Origin of the sequence: Agromyces lapidis (genome assembly GCF_009749405.1) — a bacterium.
Taxonomy (GTDB): domain Bacteria; phylum Actinomycetota; class Actinomycetes; order Actinomycetales; family Microbacteriaceae; genus Agromyces; species Agromyces lapidis.
The window spans coordinates 299,849-315,773 of record NZ_WBIQ01000006.1 but is presented as its reverse complement, the minus strand read 5'-3'; the positions used below and the strand labels follow the sequence as shown (position 1 = coordinate 315,773).

At 69.8% G+C, this 15,925-nt stretch carries 11 protein-coding genes and 1 tRNA gene; 1 reads left to right on the top strand and 11 read right to left on the bottom strand.

Annotated features, from left to right (window positions below):
- Positions 1 to 29: 29 nt before the first annotated feature.
- Positions 30 to 2,723, bottom strand: coding sequence for a DNA polymerase I (polA, locus tag GQQ93_RS10550; protein ID WP_157424173.1), 2,694 nt, complete (start codon positions 2,721 to 2,723; stop codon positions 30 to 32).
- Positions 2,724 to 2,842: 119 nt separating this feature from the next.
- Complete coding sequence (locus GQQ93_RS10545) at positions 2,843 to 3,451, bottom strand: ANTAR domain-containing response regulator (RefSeq protein WP_022888030.1); 609 nt, start codon at positions 3,449 to 3,451, stop codon at positions 2,843 to 2,845.
- A 36-nt stretch (positions 3,452 to 3,487) separates the two neighbouring features.
- On the opposite strand from GQQ93_RS10545, the gene GQQ93_RS10540 reads away from it, so the two are divergent.
- A tRNA-Leu gene (locus GQQ93_RS10540) sits at positions 3,488 to 3,570 on the top strand.
- Between the two features lie 22 nt (positions 3,571 to 3,592).
- Here the strand turns inward: GQQ93_RS10540 and GQQ93_RS10535 are convergent.
- The 9 genes from GQQ93_RS10535 to GQQ93_RS10495 form a co-directional block, all read right to left on the bottom strand.
- Complete coding sequence (locus tag GQQ93_RS10535; protein WP_212277311.1) at positions 3,593 to 4,045, bottom strand: SRPBCC family protein; 453 nt, start codon at positions 4,043 to 4,045, stop codon at positions 3,593 to 3,595.
- A 113-nt stretch (positions 4,046 to 4,158) separates the two neighbouring features.
- Positions 4,159 to 5,574, bottom strand: a complete 1,416-nt coding sequence (gene pyk, locus GQQ93_RS10530; protein WP_157424172.1) for a pyruvate kinase — start codon at positions 5,572 to 5,574, stop codon at positions 4,159 to 4,161.
- Positions 5,575 to 5,646: 72 nt separating this feature from the next.
- The gene (locus tag GQQ93_RS10525; protein WP_157424171.1) at positions 5,647 to 7,104 is read right to left on the bottom strand and encodes a glutamate synthase subunit beta; all 1,458 of its coding nucleotides are present in this window, start codon (positions 7,102 to 7,104) and stop codon (positions 5,647 to 5,649) included.
- Positions 7,105 to 7,157: 53 nt separating this feature from the next.
- Positions 7,158 to 11,750 carry a glutamate synthase large subunit gene (gltB, locus tag GQQ93_RS10520; protein WP_157424170.1) on the bottom strand — a complete coding sequence of 1,531 codons (4,593 nt, stop codon included), beginning with the start codon at positions 11,748 to 11,750 and terminating at the stop codon, positions 7,158 to 7,160.
- Positions 11,751 to 11,845: 95 nt separating this feature from the next.
- Positions 11,846 to 12,835 (bottom strand): prolipoprotein diacylglyceryl transferase, encoded by a 990-nt coding sequence (gene lgt, locus GQQ93_RS10515; RefSeq protein WP_157424169.1) that lies wholly within the window; start codon positions 12,833 to 12,835, stop codon positions 11,846 to 11,848.
- Between the two features lie 59 nt (positions 12,836 to 12,894).
- Positions 12,895 to 13,689, bottom strand: coding sequence for a tryptophan synthase subunit alpha (gene trpA, locus GQQ93_RS10510; RefSeq protein ID WP_157424168.1), 795 nt, complete (start codon positions 13,687 to 13,689; stop codon positions 12,895 to 12,897).
- Positions 13,686 to 14,894, bottom strand: coding sequence for a tryptophan synthase subunit beta (gene trpB, locus GQQ93_RS10505; protein WP_157424167.1), 1,209 nt, complete (start codon positions 14,892 to 14,894; stop codon positions 13,686 to 13,688). The genes trpA and trpB overlap by 4 nt, the downstream gene beginning before the upstream one ends.
- Before the next feature lies 1 nt (position 14,895).
- Positions 14,896 to 15,666 carry an indole-3-glycerol phosphate synthase TrpC gene (gene trpC / locus GQQ93_RS10500; protein WP_157424166.1) on the bottom strand — a complete coding sequence of 257 codons (771 nt, stop codon included), beginning with the start codon at positions 15,664 to 15,666 and terminating at the stop codon, positions 14,896 to 14,898.
- Positions 15,666 to 15,896: a DUF6704 family protein gene (locus GQQ93_RS10495; RefSeq protein ID WP_157424165.1), complete on the bottom strand. Its 231-nt coding sequence runs from the start codon at positions 15,894 to 15,896 to the stop codon at positions 15,666 to 15,668. Before GQQ93_RS10495 ends, trpC begins: the two co-directional genes overlap by 1 nt.
- Positions 15,897 to 15,925: the final 29 nt, after the last annotated feature.

The window sequence follows — 15,925 nt, the reverse complement described above, 5'->3', positions numbered from 1 at the left end:
CGCCGCTGTCGACATCGAGGATCCCTCGATCAGTGCCCGGCGTCCTCCCAGTTCGCCCCACGGCCGACCTGCACCTCGAGCGGCACCAGGAGCTCGGCGGCGTTGGCCATCTTCTCGCGCACGAGCGCCTCGAGCGCGTCGCTCTCACCCCCGGCGACCTCGAAGATGAGCTCGTCGTGCACGGTCATGAGCATGCGGCTCGCGAGCCCCTGCTCGGCGATCGCACGCTCGACGCTCACCATCGCGATCTTCATGATGTCGGCGGCCGAGCCCTGGATCGGCGAGTTGAGCGCTGCGCGCTCGGCGTTCTCGCGGTGCACCCGGTTGGGGCTGTTGAGGTCGGGGAACGGACGGCGGCGCCCGAAGATCGTCTCGGTGTAGCCGTCGATCTTCGCCTGCTCGACGACGCCGCGCAGGTAGTCGCGCACGGCACCGAACCGCTCGAAGTACTCCTTCATCAACTGGGTCGCCTCGGAACGGTCGATGCGCAGCTGCTTCGAGAGGCCGAAGGCGCTGAGGCCGTACGCGAGTCCGTACGACATCGCCTTGACCTTGGTGCGCATGAGCGGAGTGACGTCGGCGGGGTCGACCGAGAACACCCGCGCACCGACGAACCGGTGCAGGTCTTCGCCGGCGTTGAACGCCTCGATGAGGCCCGGGTCGCCCGAGAGGTGCGCCATGATGCGCATCTCGATCTGCGAGTAGTCGGCGGTGAGCAGCTCGGTGAACTCGGCCCCGTGGCGGAACGCCTTGCGGATGCGACGGCCGTCTTCGGTGCGGATCGGGATGTTCTGCAGGTTCGGGTCGTTCGACGACATGCGGCCGGTGGCGGCCCCGATCTGGCCGTACGTCGTGTGGATCCGGCCGTCTGCGGCAATCGACTTGTCGAGCGACTCGACGATCTGACGCAGCTTGGTCGCATCGCGATGCTCGAGCAGGTAGCCGAGGAACGGGTGCGGGTTCGACTCCTGCAGATCGGCGAGCGCGTTCGCGTCGGTCGTGTACCCGGTCTTCGTGGCCCGCGTCTTCGGCATCGCGAGCTGGTCGAAGAGCACCTCTTGGAGCTGCTTCGGCGAGCCGAGGTTCACCTCGCGGCCGATCTCGGCGAAGGCGAGCTGCGCGAGCCCGGCCGCACGATCGCCGAGCTCGCTCGAGAGCGCGGCGAGTTCGGCGTGATCGACCGCGACGCCACGCAGCTGCATCGCGGCGAGCACCGGCACGAGCGGCATCTCGACCTCGGCGAGGAGCGTGCGGGTGGGCTCGGGCAGCGCGCGGAGCACCACCGGGGCGACCCGCAGCGTGAACCAGGCGTACTCGGGCGCGCCTGCGTCGGTGCCCTCCTCGGGCACGAGCTGCGAAGGATCCGCCTGGGGCACGGTCTCACCGAGGTAGCGCTCGACGAGGTCGGCGAGCGTCTTCTCGGCGAGGATCGGGCGCGCGAGCCAGCCGGCGACGAGCGTGTCGAGCACGATGCCGTCGACGGCGAGACCCGATCGCTCGAGTGCTTCGAGCTGCGGCTTCGCATCGGTCATGATCTTCGGCGCGTCGCTCGCGAGCCAGGCCTCGAAGGGCGCGTAGTCGGAGCGGCCGGCCTGCCACGGCAGGCGCACCGTCTCGGCGGCGGTGGCGATGCCCGCGCCGATCACGTGGCCGTCGACCACCTCGAGGCTCAGGCCCAAGCCGGCGGGTTCGGCCACGACCGCCTTGGCGAGCCACGCCTCGAGCTCTTCGTCGAGCAGGAGCCTCGGCGTCGGGATCGGCGGCGCCGCCTGCTCCGCCACGGGTGCGGCCGCCGCAGCGTTCGCACCGCCGTTGCCGTTGCCGTTCGTCTCGCCCGCGGCGAGCTTGCGGAGCCGCTCGAACAGGGTGCGGAACTCGAGCCGCTCGAACACGGGGCGCACCGCCTCGATGTCGATCGGCTTCGCCTCGAGTTCGTCGATCGCGACCTCGAGCTCGACGTCGGGGACCAGCCGGTTGAGCCGGCGGTTGCGGATCGCGTTCTCCTTCTGGTCGCGCAGGTTCTGCCCGACGACCCCCTTGATCTCGTCTGCGTGCTCGAGGATGCCGTCGAGGTCGCCGTAGAGGCCGAGCCACTTGACCGCGGTCTTCTCGCCGACCTTCGAGATGCCGATGAGGTTGTCGCTCGTCTCGCCCACCAGCGCCGCGATGTCGGGGTACTGCTCGGGGCGCACGCCGTAGCGCTCGAGCACGGCCTCGGTGTCATAGCGCTTCAGCTGGGAGACGCCCTGCGTGTTCGGGTACAGCAGCGTGACGTCGTCGTTCACGAGCTGGATCGTGTCGCGGTCACCCGAGACGAGGAGCACCCGGTAGCCCTCGGCGCGGCCGCGTGCGGCGAGCGTCGCGAGGATGTCGTCAGCCTCGAAGTCCTCTTTCTCGAGGGTGCGCACGCCCATCGCCTTCAGCGCGTCTTGCAGGAGCGGCACCTGGCCCTTGAACTCGACCGGGGTCTCGCCGCGGGTGCCCTTGTACTCGGGGTACTCGCGGGTGCGGAACGAGTGCCGCGAGATGTCGAACGCCACCGCGAGGTGGGTCGGCTTCTCGTTCTGCAGCAGCAGGAGCAGCATCGACAGGAAGCCGTGGATGGCGTTCGTGTGCTGTCCGTCACGCGTGGTGAAACTGTCGACCGGGAGGGCGTAGAAGGCTCGGAAGGCCAGCGAGTGGCCATCGACGACGAGGAGGGTGGGCTTATCTGCGTCCGACACCAGACAAGACTACAAGCGGCCGCCGACACTCCCCGACGCGTGCGACGCGCGCGAATGCGAACGACGGATGCCTCGACGACACGTGTCGTCGAGGCATCCGTCGTTCGGGGCTGAACGCCCTACTTCTTGGCGGCGAGCTGTTCGATGATCGCCTGGGAGACGTCTTTCATGGTGAGGCGTCGATCCATCGACGCCTTCTGGATCCACCGGAACGCCTCGGGCTCGGAAAGGCCCATCTTCTCGTTGAGGAGGCCCTTCGCCCGGTCGACGAGCTTGCGGGTCTCGAAGCGCTCGACGAGGTCGCCGACCTCGGCCTCGAGCGCGATGATCTGCGCGTGGCGGGCCAGGGCGATCTCGATCGCGGGCAGGAGGTCGTTCGGCGTGAACGGCTTCACGACGTAGGCGAGCGCCCCCGCCTCGCTGGCTCGCTCGACGAGCTCCTTCTGGCTGAACGCCGTGAGGAGCACGACCGGTGCGATGTGGCCCTTCGAGAGCCGCTCGGCGGCGGAGATGCCGTCGAGTTGGGGCATCTTGACGTCCATGATGACGAGATCGGGTCGGAGCTCGGTCGCGAGCGCGACGGCGGTCTCGCCGTCACCCGCCTCGCCGACGACCTCGAAGCCGTTGTCGCGCAGGATCTCGACGATGTCGAGGCGGATGAGCGACTCATCCTCCGCCACGACCACGCGGCGCGGAGCTGCCGGCTGAGTTGATTCGGTGTCTGTCACGGAGGAAAGCCTACGGTATTCTGGGCGAGGCCTCTGGCCGGTGTGGCGGAATGGCAGACGCGGAGCACTCAAAATGCTTTGCCCGAAAGGGCGTGAGGGTTCGACCCCCTCCACCGGCACCTGAACGACGACGACCGCACGTCACTCGTCGACTCTGGCGGCGAGGTACGCGTTGCGGCGTTCGATGAGCCGCCGCAGGTACGGGCCGAGCACGAGTTCGGCGAGGCGCCCGATGGGCCCGAACGGCGCCTCGAACACGACCTCGTCGATCATCAGGGTGCGACCGGCCCCCACCGCCTCGAAGCGGTGCTCGTGGCGGAACGAGCGGAACGGGCCGCGCACCTGCTCGTCGACGAAGGCCTTGGAGCGGTCGAGGGCGGTGATCCGGCTGGTCATGCGCCAAGTCACGCCGAAGTGCCGGGCGCGCCACGTGACCTCGTCACCGAGCCCGATGACTCCAGCGGTCACGCCGGCGACGGCCCGCTCGTGCGAGTGCGCCATCGAAGCCAGATGCTCGTCGATGTCGAGCGAACGGTCGAACGCGGCGGGCGCATCGGTGTCGAGGAGCGTACGGCACTCGAATCTCACGACCACCGTCGCATTCTGCCACCGCCCGGGCACGGGGGCATCCGCGGGCCGCGACCGGATCACGCCCCGGAGACGACGAAGGAGCCGGCCCTCGCGGACCGGCTCCTTCGCGGATGCGGCTAGAGCACCTCGCCGACGACGTGCACGCGCACGTCGTTCGTGGTGCCGGGGATTCCGGGAGGGGAACCCGAGATGATGACGACCTTCTCGCCATTGACGGCCTTGCCGGTCTTCGCGAGCGCCTCGTCGACCTGGCCGACCATCTGGTCGGTGTGCGTGACGCGCGAGACGACGAACGACTCGACGCCCCAGTTGAGCGCCATGCGGCGACGGATCGCGGGGTCGGGCGTGAAGGCGAGGATGGGGATCTTCGAGCGGAGGCGCGTCATGCGACGCACCGTCTCGCCCGACTCGGTGAAGACGCAGAGGTACTTCGCCTCGACGAAGTCGGCGACCTCGACGGCGGCCGCGGTGATCGCGCCCGACTGGGTGCGCGGCTTCGTGCCGAGCGGGGCGATGCGGTCGAGGCCGTGCCGCTCGGTCGACTCGACGATGCGCGCCATGGTCTGCACCGTGATGACCGGGTACTCGCCCACGCTCGTCTCGCCCGAGAGCATGACGGCGTCGGCGCCGTCGAGCACGGCGTTCGCGACATCGGAGGTCTCGGCGCGCGTCGGCACCGGGCTGTGGATCATCGACTCGAGCATCTGCGTGGCGACGATGACGGGCTTCGCGAGCCGGCGCGCGATCTCGACCGCGCGCTTCTGCACGATCGGCACGGCCTCCAGCGGCAGTTCGACGCCGAGGTCGCCACGGGCGACCATGACGGCGTCGAACGCCTCGGTGATCTCCTCGAGCGCATCGACGGCCTGCGGCTTCTCGACCTTGGCGACGACCGGCACGCGGCGGCCGACCTCGTCCATGATCTCGTGCACGCGCGTGATGTCGGCGGCGTTGCGCACGAACGACAGTGCGATGAGGTCGGCCCCGAGCTCGAGGCCCCAGCGGAGGTCGGCCTCGTCCTTCTCGGAGAGCGCAGGCACGTTGACCGCGACGCCGGGCAGGTTGATGCCCTTGTTGTTCGACACCGGGCCCGCGACGACGACGCGCGTCGTGACGACCGTGCCGTCGGTCTCGACGACCTCGACGCGCACCTTGCCGTCGTCGATCAGGAGGAAGTCGCCCGCCTTAACATCCTGCGGCAGGCCCTTGAACGTCGTGCCGACGATCTCCTTCGTGCCGAGGATGTCCTCGGTGGTGATCTTGAAGATGTCGCCCTCGGCGAGCTCGTGCGGGCCGTCGGCGAACTTGCCGAGGCGGATCTTCGGCCCCTGCAGGTCGACGAGCACGGCGACCGCGCGACCCGAGTCGCTCGCAGCCTTGCGCACATTCTGGTAGACGCCCTCGTGGACGTCGTAGGTGCCGTGGCTGAGGTTCATGCGTGCGACGTCGACGCCGGCATCGATGATCGCCCGGATCTGCTCGTAGCTCGACGTCGCCGGCCCGAGGGTGGCGACGATCTTCGCTCGTCTCATGTGATTGTGCTCCCGGTGTTCCGCGCCGAAGCGCTGGTGTTGGTACGGAGACGCGCCGACGGCGCGCCGGGTTCAGACGGCGAACGCGCGCGCGTTCGCCGGGATCGGGCTCGGCAGCGAGGTCTCGCCTTCAAGGTATCGGTCGACGGCGGCGGCCGCAGCACGGCCCTCGGCGATCGCCCAGACGATGAGCGACTGCCCGCGGCCGGCGTCGCCGGCGACGAACACGCCCGGCTGCGCCGTCGCGTACGCCGCATCGCGGTCGAGGTTGCCCCGATCGGTGACGGTCAGCTCGAGCTGCTCGTCGAGCTCGCGGCTCTCGGGGCCGGTGAAGCCGAGCGCCAGCAGCACGAGATCGGCGGGGATCTCGCGCTCGGTGCCGGCCTTCGGCACGCGTCGGCCGTCGAGGTACTCGGTCTCGGCGACCCGGATGGCCCGGAGCTCGCCCGAGTCGTTCGCGACGAACTCGACCGTCGAGACGAGGTACTCGCGGTGACCGCCCTCCTCGTGAGCGCTCTGCACCTCGAAGACGGTCGGGTGCATCGGCCACGGCTGGTGGTCGGGGCGCGCCTGGCCCGGCTGCTTGCCGATGGCGAGGTTCGTCACCGAGAGAGCGCCCTGGCGGTGCGCGGTGCCGATGCAATCGGCGCCCGTGTCGCCGCCGCCCAGGACGACGACGTGCTTGCCCTCGGCCGAGATCTGGTCGAAGACCTCGTCGCCGGCGACATGGCGGTTCGACTGCACGAGGTACTCCATCGCGAAGTGCACGCCCGGCAGGTCGCGCCCGGGGATCGGCAGGTCGCGCGGCACCATCGCGCCGGTCGCGACCACGACCGCGTCGTAGCGCTCGCGCAGCTGATCCCAGGTGATGTCGACGCCGATGTTCATCCCGGCGCGGAAGCGCGTGCCCTCGGCCGTCATCTGCGCGAGGCGCTGCTCGAGGTGCTTCTTCTCCATCTTGAAGTCGGGGATGCCGTAGCGCAGGAGGCCGCCGATGCGGTCGTCGCGCTCGAACACCGCGACCGTGTGACCGGCGCGGGTGAGTTGCTGCGCGGCGGCGAGCCCCGCCGGCCCCGAGCCGACGACGGCGACCGTCTTGCCGGTCAGGCGCCCGGGAGGCTGCGGCTGAACCCAGCCGCTGCCGAAGGCCTGGTCGATGATCGAGACCTCGACCTGCTTGATCGTGACGGCCGGCTGATTGATGCCGAGCACGCAGGCCGACTCGCACGGCGCAGGGCAGAGCCGCCCCGTGAACTCGGGGAAGTTGTTCGTCGCGTGCAGGCGCTCGACGGCCGCGCGACCCTCGCCCCGGTACATGAGGTCGTTCCACTCGGGGATGAGGTTGCCGAGGGGGCATCCCTGGTGGCAGAACGGGATGCCGCAGTCCATGCAGCGGCCGGCCTGCCGGCGCAACTGAGCCGGGTCGCCCTGCTCGTAGACCTCTTTGAAGTCCATGATGCGGACCGGGACGGGCCGCCGCTTCGGCAGCTCGCGCTCGGTGACCTTCAGAAAGCCCTTGGGGTCAGCCATTCGTCACCTCCAGGTTGTTCGTCGTTACTGCGCGGGACCGGAGCATCGTCCTGTCAGCCATTCGTGACCTCCAGGATTCGCGACCAGACGACGTCGCCGTCGGGGTCGAGCCCCTCGTCGACCGCGCTCTGGCGAGTGCGGAGCACGGCCGCGTAGTCGCGCGGCAGCACCTTGGTGAAGCGGTCGAAGCCGGCGTCGCCGTCGGCGAGGAGTGCAGCGGCGACCGCCGAGTCGGTCTCGGCGACGTGCTGCTCGAGCAGATCGCGTACGATCTCGCGGTCGGCGCCGCCCAGCGGGAGGAGTTCGAGCTCGCCGCTCGTGAGCGACTCGCGGTTGACCCGCTCCTCGCGGAGACCGAGCACGTAGGCGGTGCCGCCCGACATGCCGGCGCCGAGGTTGCGTCCGGTCTCGCCGAGGATGACGGCCAGACCGCCCGTCATGTACTCGAGGGCGTGGTCGCCGACACCTTCAACGACCGCGGTCGCACCGGAGTTGCGCACGAGGAAGCGCTCGCCGACGATGCCGCGGATGAACATGCTGCCGCGCGTCGCGCCGTAGCCGATGACGTTGCCGGCGATCACGTTGCGCTCGGCGACGAAGCCGCTGTCGCGCGACGGACGGACGACGATGCGTCCGCCCGAGAGGCCCTTGCCGACGTAGTCGTTCGAGTCCCCCTCGAGTCGCAGCGTGATGCCGCTCGGCATGAAGGCGCCGAGCGACTGCCCCGCCGAGCCCGTGAGGGTCACGTCGATCGATCCGGCCGGCAGGCCCTGTTCGCCGTGGCGCACCGTGACCTCGTGGCCGAGCATGGTGCCGACGGCGCGCTCGGTGTTCTTGATCGGCAGTGCGATCTCGATCGCCCCGCCTTCGTCGAGCACGATGCCGCTGCGGCGGATGAGCTCGTTGTCGAAGTGCTCGTCGAGTTCGTGGTCCTGGGCGCGCGCGTTGCGGCGCGGCTCGGACTCGGAGAAGTCGGGGCCGACGAGCACCGGGGTCAGGTCGAGGCCCGAGGCCTTCCAGTGGTCGACGGCTCGGTCGACGTCGAGCAGTTCGCGGCGGCCGATGATCTCGTCGAGCGAGCGGTAGCCGAGCTCGGCGAGGTACTCGCGAACCTCCTGCGCGATGAACTCGAAGAAGTTCACGACGAACTCGGGCTTGCCCGTGAAGCGCTTGCGCAACTCGGGATTCTGCGTGGCGACGCCCACCGGGCACGTGTCGAGATGGCAGACGCGCATCATGACGCAGCCCTCGACGACGAGCGGGGCGGTGGCGAAGCCGAACTCCTCGGCGCCGAGCAGCGCACCGATGACCACGTCGCGCCCGGTCTTCAGCTGACCGTCGACCTGCACGACGACGCGATCGCGCATGCCGTTCAGCATGAGCGTCTGCTGCGTCTCCGCGAGGCCGAGCTCCCAGGGGGTGCCTGCGTGCTTCAGCGAGTTCAAGGGGCTCGCACCGGTGCCGCCGTCGTGCCCCGAGACGAGGATCACGTCGGAGAGCGCCTTCGCGACGCCCGCGGCGACCGCGCCGATGCCCGACTGGCTGACGAGCTTCACGTGGATGCGCGCCTTCGGGTTCGCCCGCTTGAGGTCGAAGATCAACTGCTTGAGGTCTTCGATCGAGTAGATGTCGTGGTGCGGCGGCGGCGAGATCAGGCCGACGCCCGCGGTCGCATGACGCGTTCGCGCGACCCACGGGTAGACCTTCGTCGGCGGCAGCTGGCCGCCCTCGCCGGGCTTCGCACCCTGCGCGAGCTTGATCTGGATGTCGTCGGCGTGGGTCAGGTACATGCTCGTGACGCCGAAGCGACCCGAAGCGACCTGCTTGATCGCGCTGCGGCGCTCGGGGTCGAGCAGGCGGTCGAGATCCTCGCCGCCCTCACCGGTGTTCGACTTCGCGCCGATCCGGTTCATCGCGATGGCGAGCGTCTCGTGCGCCTCCTTCGAGATCGATCCGTAGCTCATCGCGCCGGTCGAGAAGCGCTTCACGATGGATGCCACGGACTCGACCTCGTCGATGGGCACGGCGGGACGCATTCCGGTGCGCAGTGCGAACATGCCGCGGAGCGTCGCGAGCTCCTCGGCCTGCGAGTCGACGAGCGAGGTGTACTCGCGGAAGACGTCGTAGCGACGGTTGCGCGTCGAGTGCTGCAGCCGGAACACGGTCTCGGGGTTGAACAGGTGCGGCGAGCCGTCGCGGCGCCACTGATACTCGCCGCCCGTCGCGAGACGCTCGTGCGCGCGCACCGCCGCGTCCTCGGGGTAGGCCTTCGAGTGCCGATCGAGGTTCTCGGCCGCGATCACGTCGAGGCCCACGCCGCCGAGCTTCGACGTCGTACCGGTGAAGTACTCCTCGATGAATTCCTGCGAGAGTCCGACCGCTTCGAAGGCCTGAGCGCCCGCGTACGAGGAGATCGTCGAGACGCCCATCTTCGACATGATCTTCAGGACGCCCTTGCCGAGCGCCTTGATCACGTTGTGCACGGCGTCTTCGGGGGTGATGCCGCTGATGACCCCGGCGCGCACGAGGTCCTCGCAGCTCTCCATGGCGAGGTACGGGTTCACCGCGGAGGCGCCGTAGCCGACGAGCAGTGCAATGTGGTGCACCTCGCGCACGTCGCCGGCCTCGACGACGAGCCCGACCTTCATGCGGTTCTCGGCGCGGATGAGGTGGTGGTGCACCGCCGAAAGCATGAGCAGCGACGGGATCGGCGCCAGGTCTTTGTTCGAGTCGCGGTCGGAGAGCACGATGAACTTCGCGCCCTGCTCGATGGCCTCGTCGACCTCGCCGCACATCGCGGCGAGGCGGTCGCGCATGGCGTCGGGGCCCTCGTCGAATCGGTAGAGACCGCGGACGGTCACGGTCGTGCGCCGGCCCGGCAACGGGTCGATGTGCACGATCTTCGCGAGCTCGTCGTTGTCGATCACCGGGAAGGTGAGGGAGACCTGGCGTGCGTGCTCGGGGCCTGCGTCGAGCAGGTTGCGCTCGGGCCCGAGCGAGGTGCCGAGCGAGGTGACGACCGCCTCGCGGATCGAGTCGAGCGGCGGGTTCGTCACCTGGGCGAACTGCTGCGTGAAGTAGTCGAAGAGGAGGCGCGGTCGCTTCGACAGCACCGCGATCGGCGTGTCGGAGCCCATCGCACCGAGCGGCTCCTGCCCGGTGCGCGCCATCGGCGCGAGCAGGATCTTCACCTCTTCCTCGGTGTAGCCGAAGGTGCGCTGGCGGCGGTTCACCGAAGCCGGCGGGTGCACGATGTGCTCGCGCTCGGGCAGCTCGGCGAGGCGGATGCGCCCCTCTTCGAGCCACTCGCCCCACGGTGCGGACGCCTCGAGCTGCGACTTGATCTCGTCGTCCTCGATGAGGCGGCCCGCCTCGGTGTCGACGAGGAACATGCGGCCCGGCTGCAGCCGCCCCTTGCGCACGATGCGCGACTGCTCGAGGTCGAGCACCCCGATCTCGCTCGCGAGCACGACGAGCCCGTCGTCGGTGACGACGTACCGGCCCGGGCGGAGCCCGTTGCGGTCGAGCGTCGCGCCGACGAGCGAGCCGTCGGTGAAGACGATCGCCGCGGGGCCGTCCCACGGCTCCATGAGCATCGAGTGGTACTCGTAGAACGCCCGTCGCTCGGGGGTCAGCTCGGTCTGGTTCTCCCACGCCTCGGGCACCATCATCATGATCGCGTGCGGAAGGCTGCGACCTGCGAGCGTGAGCAGCTCGACGACCTCGTCGAACGAGGCCGAGTCGCTCGCGCCGGGCGTCACGATCGGGAGGATCGGTCCGAGGTCGCCGAGCAGCTCGGACTCGAGCTGGGACTGGCGGGCCCGCATCCAGTTGCGGTTGCCCTGGATGGTGTTGATCTCGCCGTTGTGCGCGATCATGCGGAAGGGCTGCGCGAGCGGCCACGACGGGAAGGTGTTCGTCGAGTACCGGGAGTGCACGAGCGCCAGCTTCGAGGCGAATCGCTCGTCGGAGAGGTCGGGGTAGAACGGCTCGAGCTGGAGCGTCGTGACCATGCCCTTGTAGACCATCGTGCGGCACGAGAGCGACGCGAAGTACAGCTCGAGCTCGCGCTCGGCGCGCTTGCGGAACCGGAACGCGAGCCGGTCGAGCGCGATGCCGTCGAGCCGCGAACCGGTCGAGGTCGTCGCACTCGACTGCAGGAAGAGCTGCTGCACCGCGGGCATCGCCGCGCGTGCCAGCGTGCCGAGCTCGTCGGGCCGCACCGGCACCTCACGCCAGCCCAGCACCTCGAGCCCCTCGGACGCGGCGAGCAGGCCGAGCCGACGCTTGACGGCGCTCCGGGTCGTCGGGTCGACCGGCAGGAACGCGTTGCCGACGACATAGGCGCCGGCGGCCGGCAGCGGGAAGGTCGCCACCGCACGCAGGAACTCGTCGGGGATCTGCGTCACGATGCCCGCGCCGTCGCCGGTTCCGGCGTCGGAACCGACCGCACCGCGGTGCTCGAGGTTGCGCAGCGCGTCGAGCGCCGCGGTGATGATGTCGTGCCCCGCCGTGCCGCGGAGCGTGGCGACCATCGCCAGCCCGCAGGCGTCTTTCTCTTCGGCGGGGTCGTACATGCCTTGCGCGGCCGGGACTGATCCGAACCGCGAGAAGGGTTGGCTGAGCGACACAGGGACCGTCCTCATCAACTAGTGGGAAGCGGGGACGCCATCGGCCCTACACGGGATGTCACGACGCATGGTGCGGCGCCGGTTCGGAGAACGTGGTGTGGGGCGGCTGCCTAAGAGGTGGAACGGCTCGGGCTTGTGGCCGCCGTCTCGCCCAGGGATTCGTTCTCGCCCTCGACGCCGTCGTCGAGAGAGTCTGAGTCGGACTCGATTTCGTCTGAGTCTACCTCAGCGTCGGGGCCCTTCCATTCACGTCCGGGCACGTACGGGCTCGGTTCGGTTCCGGTGTGCCGACGACGCTGCACGAGGAGGATCACGATGCCGAGGACGACCGCCGCGAACGACGCCCAGACGTTGACCCGGATGCCGAGGAACATCTCGCTCGGGTCGACGCGGATCGACTCGAAGAACGAGCGGCCGAGACCGTACCAGATCAGGTAGACGGCGAAGGCCTTGCCCCAGCGCAGGTTGATCCGGCGCTCGAGGAGCACGATGAGCGCCGCACCGGCGAGGTTCCAGACCATCTCGTAGAGGAAGGTCGGGTGGAAGAGCGTGCCCTCGACGAGCCCCTGCGGCCAGGCCACGTTGTCGTACTCGATCTCGAGCCCCCAGGGCAGGTCGGTGGGGGCGCCGTAGAGCTCGTGGTTGAACCAGTTGCCGAGGCGGCCGACGGCCTGCGCGACGAGAAGCCCGGGCGCGAGCGCGTCGGCGAAGGTCAGGAAGCGCAGGCCGGTGAACCGGCACCCGATCAGCACACCGATGGCACCGCCGATGAGCGCGCCGTAGATGGCGTTGCCGCCCTCCCAGATCGCGAAGACCGTCCACCACTCCTGGCCGGCGAAGTAGTCGTCGGGGTGAGTGACCACGTGGTAGAACCGGGCGCCGATGATGCCGAGCGGCACCGCCCAGAGCGCGATGTCGAGGACGATGCCGGGCTCGGCGCCGCGCTTGGTCAGACGTCGCGACGTGATGACGACCGCGAGGATGATGCCCACGAGGATGCACAGCGCATACGTGTTGATGTTGAGGTGCAACCCGAACAGGTTGATCTCCCAAGCCTGCCACTCGTAGTCGGGACTCGGAATGCTGAGCGGTGCAATCACTCGGGCTGCTGCCTTTCCTCGGGAGAAACGTCGGCCGCGTGGGCCTCAGTCAGCGTACTTCACTCGGCGCGCGTACCGCGCGCGAGCTCGGCGGCGAGCTCTGCCGCCCCCCGGACCCCGCCGTCGGCGAGGGCCTTCACGAGCGCCGAGCCCACGATCGCGCCCTCGGCGTACTCGAGCACCTCCCGCACCTGCGCAGCCGTCGAGATGCCGACGCCCACGCAGCTCGCGGGCGCGCCCGCCGACGTCAAGCGGTCGACGACCGTGCGTGCGGCGCGGTCGACGTCGGCTCGGGCACCGGTGATGCCCATGGTCGAGACGGCGTACACGAACCCGCGGCTCGCCTCGACGACCCGAGCGATGCGCTTGTCGGTCGACGTCGGGGCTGCGAGGAACACCCGGTCGAGCCCGGTCCGCTCGGAGGCGGCGATCCAGTCGGCGCCCTCGTCGGGGATGAGGTCGGGGGTGATGAGCCCCGCTCCCCCGGCGGCGGCCAGGTCGTCGGCGAAGCGCTCGACGCCGTACTGCACCACGGGGTTCCAATAGGTCATGATCAGCACCGGGGCATCCACGCGCTCGGTGATGCGACGCACCGCCTCGAAGCCGTCAGCGAGGCGGAAGCCGTTCGCGAGCGCCTGCTGCGTGGCCGCCTGGATGACGGGGCCGTCCATGACCGGGTCGGAGTACGGGAGCCCGAGCTCGAGCGCGTCGACGCCGTTCTCGACGAGCGCGACGGCCGCCTCGACGCTCTCGTCGAGCGTCGGGAAGCCGACGGGCAGGTAGCCGATGAGGGCGCCGGATGCCTCGGCGTTGCGCCGTGCGATGACCGGGCCGACCGTGTTGCGAGCGGTCATGCGCCGGCCTCCTCGTCGTACAGCTCGAAGTACCGGGCTGCAGTGTCCATGTCCTTGTCGCCGCGGCCCGAGAGGTTCACGAGGATCGTGGCGTCGGGGCCGAGCTCGCGGCCGAGCTCGAGCGTGCCCGCGAGGGCGTGCGACGACTCGATGGCCGGGATGATGCCCTCGGTACGGGTCAGCAGGCGCAACGCCTGCATCGCGGCGTCGTCGGTGACGGGCCGGTACTGCGCCCGCCCGATCGCGGAGAGCCACGAGTGCTCCGGTCCGACGCCGGGGTAGTCGAGTCCGGCCGAGATCGAGTGCGACTCGATCGTCTGGCCGTCGTCGTCCTGCAGCATGTAGCTGCGGGCGCCGTGGAGCACCCCTGGGCGGCCCTTCGTGATGGTCGCCGCGTGACGCGGGGTGTCGACGCCCTCGCCGCCCGCCTCGAAGCCGTAGAGGCCGACGCCCTCGTCGTCGAGGAAGGCGTGGAAGATGCCGATCGCGTTCGACCCGCCGCCGACGCAGGCCGTGACGGCGGTGGGCAGCGCACCGGTGAGGTCGAGCACCTGCTGACGCGCCTCCTCGCCGATGATCTTCTGGAAGTCGCGGACCATCTCGGGGAACGGGTGCGGGCCCGCGACCGTGCCGAAGATGTAGTTGGTCGTCGCGACGTTCGTGACCCAGTCGCGCATGGCCTCGTTGATCGCGTCCTTCAGGGTTCGCGAACCGGCCTTCACCGCGATGACCTCGGCGCCGAGCAGCCGCATGCGGGCGACGTTGAGCGCCTGGCGCTCGGTGTCGACCTCGCCCATGTAGATCGTGCAGTCGAGCCCGAAGAGCGCCGCCGCCGTCGCGGTCGCGACGCCGTGCTGGCCCGCGCCGGTCTCGGCGATGACGCGCTGCTTGCCGATGCGCTTCGTGAGCAGCGCCTGCCCGAGCACGTTGTTGATCTTGTGCGAACCCGTGTGGTTCAGGTCTTCGCGCTTCAGGATGATGCGCGCGCCGCCCGCGTGCTTCGCGAAGCGGGGCACCTCGGTGATGATCGAGGGTCGCCCCGTGTAGCTGCGGCCGAGCTCGGCGAGCTCGGCGCCGAACGCCGGGTCGAGCTTCGCGAGGTCGTAGGCCTCGCCGAGCTCGTCGAGGGCGGCGACGAGGGATTCGGGCACGAAGCGCCCGCCGAAGTCGCCGAAGTACGGACCGGTCTGCGCGCGAAGCGCCATGTCACACCGCCAGGAAAGCTGAGAGGTTGGCAATCGGGTCGCCCGTGACGAGCGCCTCGCCGACGAGCACGACGTCGGCACCCGACGCGCGGTAGTGCGCGACATCGGCGGGCGAGAGCACCGCCGACTCGGCCACGCGGATCGCTCCCTCGGGGAAGCGATCGGCGAGACGGCCGAAGAGGTCGCGATCGAGCTCGAAGCTCGAGAGGTCGCGGGCGTTCACGCCGATCAGGCGCGCACCGAGCGCTGCCGCGCGATCGAGCTCATCGGCCGAATGCGTCTCGACGAGCGGCGTCATGCCGAGCGAGACGATGAGGTCGAAGAGTTCGCGCAGCGTCACGTCGTCGAGGGCGGCGACGATGAGGAGCACGAGGTCGGCACCTGCGGCCCGGGCCTCGAGCACCTGGTACGGCGTCGCGATGAAGTCTTTACGGAGCACCGGCAGCGCGACCGCGGCGCGCACGGTCTCGAGGTCGGCGAGCGAACCGCCGAACTTGCGCCCCTCGGTGAGCACGCTGATCGCGCTCGCACCGCCGAGCTCGTAGCTTCGGGCGAGCGCCGCCGGATCGGCGATCGTCGCGAGCGAGCCGCGCGAGGGGCTCGAGCGCTTGATCTCTGCGATCACCTTGACGTGAGCCGCGGGCCGCAGCGCCTCGAGGGCGTCGAGCGCAGCCGGACGAGCGAGCGCCGCGGCCTCGACCTCGGCGAGCGGGCGGTGCTCACGGCGTGCGACCGCATCGGCGACCGCGTTCGCCGTCAGTTCGGCCAGCACTAGTGCGCCTTTTCAGCGACCTTCGAGCCGCCGACACCGTAGCCGACACGGGCGAGCACCCAGCCGACGAGGAGACCGACGACGAGGAGACCGGCGGACGCCCAGACGAGCCACTGCGCGTCGAAGAAGAAGGCGACCGTGCCGACCACGAACGCGATGAGCATGATGGTGACGGCGGTCCATGCCGCGGGCGAGTGTCCGTGGCCGGGGTCTGCGGTCTCAGTGCTCATGTTGCTCCTTCGTGCGGGGGTTTCGCCCG